Source organism: Ruminococcus callidus ATCC 27760 (assembly GCF_000468015.1).
GTDB lineage: Bacteria > Bacillota > Clostridia > Oscillospirales > Ruminococcaceae > Ruminococcus_C > Ruminococcus_C callidus.
In genome coordinates, this window is the sequence record NZ_KI260336.1 from 21,444 (window position 1) to 24,934 (window position 3,491).

The window sequence follows — 3,491 nt, forward strand, 5'->3', positions numbered from 1 at the left end:
CGCCAGACGCTCTTTGTGTGGTATTGCCTTATAGCAAATCCTGCAATTTTGCAGGATACACTACCCAATAGGATTTGCAATTAGCCGCAACTAATTAGTTTAAGCTAACTTAACAAATAAGAAATAACTGGAATCAAAAATTCCAGTTTATGAGTGCTTTCCGTTTTTGGCAGGTTTCTCTGCCGGCTTCGGAAAAATGGATTTCGGCAAAAAGTGAATGACACGGTCTGCCGCAATGCCGGTGAAGAAACCGGTAATGCAGCCCGCCACCAGCAGGAACGGGAAGTAGGCAATGACCTGTACCGACTGCATCGCCGCAATTGCCGCAAGAATCTGTCCTACGTTGTGGAGCACGGCACCGACAATGCTGATGAACCACAGGTGTTTTTTTTGCAGCAGCTTGCAGAGCAGTGCCATGCCGAGAAAACAGAGGATTCCGCCGGTGAGGGAATAGAGCAACGACACCGGCGTACCGGTGAATATGGAACCCAGCAGGATCCGCAGTACCAGTACCGCAAAGGCATCTCGCGGGCGGTAGACCACCAGCACGATCAGGGTAATGACGTTGGCAAGTCCCAGCTTTACCCCCGGAATGGGAACCGGTACCGGAATCTGTGCCTCCACCACAAAGATCGTTAGAGCCATTGTGGTAAAGAGGGCAAGCATGACCAGATGCTTAACGGACTTGGACATCGTAAGACCCCTCCTCGTCAGATGCAATGGAAATGCGAATGTGGTTCGGCAGACAGACGATGGGCAGAATGCCGTCCGAGATCGCTCCCTGCTTGACACAAAGGTGATCGGGGCAGGTGGCAGACTGCATGGAGATCTGGTTTGGTTCCACCAGAATGACATTTTCCGCACCGTTTTCCCCGTCAATGGTGAGTGTGTAGGATTTCTTGACCGTGGAAAGGTCGATTTCATATAATAAGTTGTCCTGCTGATAGATGCGGGCGATTTTTTCCGGTTGCTTGTGGTGCATGACATACAAGCTGCCCAGAATCCCGCTGCCCAGCAGTACAACGGTAATGCCAATGAGAATCAGCGTTTTTTTCATGAATTGTTTACCTGTAACTGATACTTGTCGATGTGCTTCGAGGTGACAACAGAGCCGTCCGACTGAATGAAGACCGCTTCAATGCCGTCCAGCGAATCGATGAGCTGCATGCCGGCATCTGCCCCCATGAGAAATGTGGCAGTGGAAAGTGCATCACAGTCAATGCCTTTGTCTGCAATAATGGTGGTGCTGACCACGTCAGATTCCGACGGGGCACCGGTGCAGGGATCCAGAATATGATGATAGCGTTTCCCGTTTTCCTCGAAATATTTTTCATAGTTGCCGGAAGTGACAACAGCCTGTCCGGTGACGGTGACGGAACCCATTAAGCTTTCCGGCGAGAACGGATCCGTAATGGCAACTGTCCAGCTGCTGCCGTCGGGCTTGGTGCCCAGCGTCATGACGTTTCCGCCCAGACTCATCAGGGCAGAGGTGACACCTTCTTCTTCCAGCACCTTTTTCATTTCATCGGAGATATACCCCTTTGCCACTGCACCGAAGTTCAGTGTAACGGCATCACTGGAAAAGGAGAGGGAACTGCTCTGTACATCATAGCGGACATCGCTCCAGCCCTCCGGTCGGAGCAGTGCCTGTATGCGGTCGTCTGCGGGAATGGCAGCGTGGTCGGTGCCGATGCCCCACAGGTCGATCAGGTCGCCAATGGTGCAGTCCAGCATGCCGCCGCTTTTTTCGCCGTATTCCAAAGCCGCATACAGCACATTTCCCAGGTCTGCGGAAATAGGGATTTCTGTTCCCACAGCAGCTTTTGCCGCCCCATTGACCTTGTTGACTTCGGAATCCGCAATGGTGTTGGAAAAGACCTGTTCCAGTTCCTTGGCACGGGCAAAGGCAGCTTCTGCACCGGCCTGGGCGTGTTCCCCGTAGGTGCGAACCATGATATAAGTACCCATAAATTCCTGCGTATCTTCGTAGACTGCGTCCGCGGCAGAATTGTCTGTGCTGTCTGTCGCTGTGCCTGTTGACGCGGAAGTGCTGTCCGAAGATGCCGTACTGGTGCAGCCCGTCAGGCAGAGCAGTCCGGCAAGTCCGATTGCCCATAGGTGCAGATGCTTCATGCTGGAAACGATTCCTTTCCGTAGAATGGTAGTTAGTATCTTCTAACAGATACCGGATTTAGTATAGCATGCTTTTTTCACTCTGTCAAGTCCGGCTTGAAAAGATTTCCGCAACGCTTTTTGAAGTAACTGTAAACCGAAAAAAATCTTTTCTCAACCGCAGAAAAAATTGTGCAATATATATCAGACAGCATTGCGAATTGCTGCTATGACAGGCTTGCAATCTATAAAAAGGTGTGGTACAATAAAGGAAACATTTGTGTGAACATATTTGGGGCAGCACTGCACAAAGCTTGTGCGTAAAATGCGTCAGCAGGCGAACCTGCTGCCGTGTTGCCCGATGCATTCAGGAGGTTTGGTCGATGATCTATACAGTGACTTTTAATCCGGCAATTGACTATGTGGTGCATACCGATGCCATGCAGGTAGGTATGGTCAACCGTTCCCATACAGAGGAGATCTACTACGGCGGAAAGGGCATCAACGTGTCAATGGTGCTGAAAGAATTGGGGCTGGAATCCCGTGCACTGGGCTTTGTGGCAGGATTTACCGGTGCGGCAATTGAAAAGGGTGTGCAGGCAAAGGGCATTGCCACCGATTTTGTGCATTTGCAGGAGGGCTTTTCCCGCATCAATGTCAAGATCAAGTCCGGAGAAGAAACGGAATTGAACGGGCAGGGACCTGTCATCGGGGCAGAAGCAGTCGCGGAACTGTTCCGGAAGCTGGACAAGCTGCGGGACGGGGACACCATTGTGCTGGCTGGCAGCATTCCCAGTACGATGCCGTCGGACACCTACGAAAAGATTCTGGCACATCTGAAAGGAAAACAAATTCGAACTGTAGTCGATGCCACCAAAGATCTCCTGAAAAACGTGCTGCAATACCAGCCGTTTCTCATCAAGCCCAACCATTACGAACTGGGAGAACTGTTCGAAGTCACGCTGCACAGTCACAGTGAGATCGAAGCCTATGCCCGAAAATTGCAGGAAATGGGTGCCCGAAATGTGCTGGTTTCCATGGCGGAACAGGGGGCACTGCTGCTGGACGAAGCCGGCATCTGCCATATCTGCGGGGTGTGTCAGGGCACTGTGAAAAATTCTGTGGGAGCCGGCGACTCTATGCTTGCCGGTTTTCTTGCCGGTTTGGAAACCGGAGATTATACCGATGCCCTCAAGCTGGGCACTGCCGCCGGCGGAGCTACGACTTTCTCGGAGAGTCTGGCAGAACGGGCAGAGATCGACCGGTTGCTGCTGCGATTGTAAAAAATATGTGAATCGCCCAGAATTATCGTATTTGAAAAACTGATGTGTTATGATAGGTTTGCCAAGGCAATACCGCACAAAGATTGTGCGACAGAT

4 protein-coding genes are annotated in these 3,491 nt (G+C 51.4%); 1 reads left to right on the top strand and 3 read right to left on the bottom strand.

The annotated features are described in order from the left end of the window. Positions 1–147 precede the first annotated feature (147 nt). From RUMCAL_RS03660 to RUMCAL_RS03670, 3 genes are read right to left on the bottom strand one after another with little or no spacing between them, the layout of a single operon-like run. Positions 148–693 (bottom strand): Gx transporter family protein, encoded by a 546-nt coding sequence (locus RUMCAL_RS03660; RefSeq protein WP_021681184.1) that lies wholly within the window; start codon positions 691–693, stop codon positions 148–150. Then, positions 677–1,057: a NusG domain II-containing protein gene (locus RUMCAL_RS03665; protein WP_021681185.1), complete on the bottom strand. Its 381-nt coding sequence runs from the start codon at positions 1,055–1,057 to the stop codon at positions 677–679. Before RUMCAL_RS03665 ends, RUMCAL_RS03660 begins: the two co-directional genes overlap by 17 nt. Next, positions 1,054–2,133 carry an FAD:protein FMN transferase gene (locus RUMCAL_RS03670; protein ID WP_021681186.1) on the bottom strand — a complete coding sequence of 360 codons (1,080 nt, stop codon included), beginning with the start codon at positions 2,131–2,133 and terminating at the stop codon, positions 1,054–1,056. Before RUMCAL_RS03670 ends, RUMCAL_RS03665 begins: the two co-directional genes overlap by 4 nt. Before the next feature lie 362 nt (positions 2,134–2,495). Here RUMCAL_RS03670 and pfkB point away from each other — a divergent pair, with 362 nt between their 5' ends. Next, positions 2,496–3,395, top strand: a complete 900-nt coding sequence (pfkB, locus tag RUMCAL_RS03675) for a 1-phosphofructokinase (protein ID WP_021681188.1) — start codon at positions 2,496–2,498, stop codon at positions 3,393–3,395. The last annotated feature ends 96 nt before the right edge of the window (positions 3,396–3,491 follow it).

Coding starts and splice junctions, on each gene's coding strand:
- RUMCAL_RS03665 (WP_021681185.1), bottom strand. CDS start 1,057: ATGAAAAAAACGCTGATTCTCATTGGCATTACCGTTGTACTGCTGGGC.
- pfkB (WP_021681188.1), top strand. CDS start 2,496: ATGATCTATACAGTGACTTTTAATCCGGCAATTGACTATGTGGTGCAT.
- RUMCAL_RS03660 (WP_021681184.1), bottom strand. CDS start 693: ATGTCCAAGTCCGTTAAGCATCTGGTCATGCTTGCCCTCTTTACCACA.
- RUMCAL_RS03670 (WP_021681186.1), bottom strand. CDS start 2,133: ATGAAGCATCTGCACCTATGGGCAATCGGACTTGCCGGACTGCTCTGC.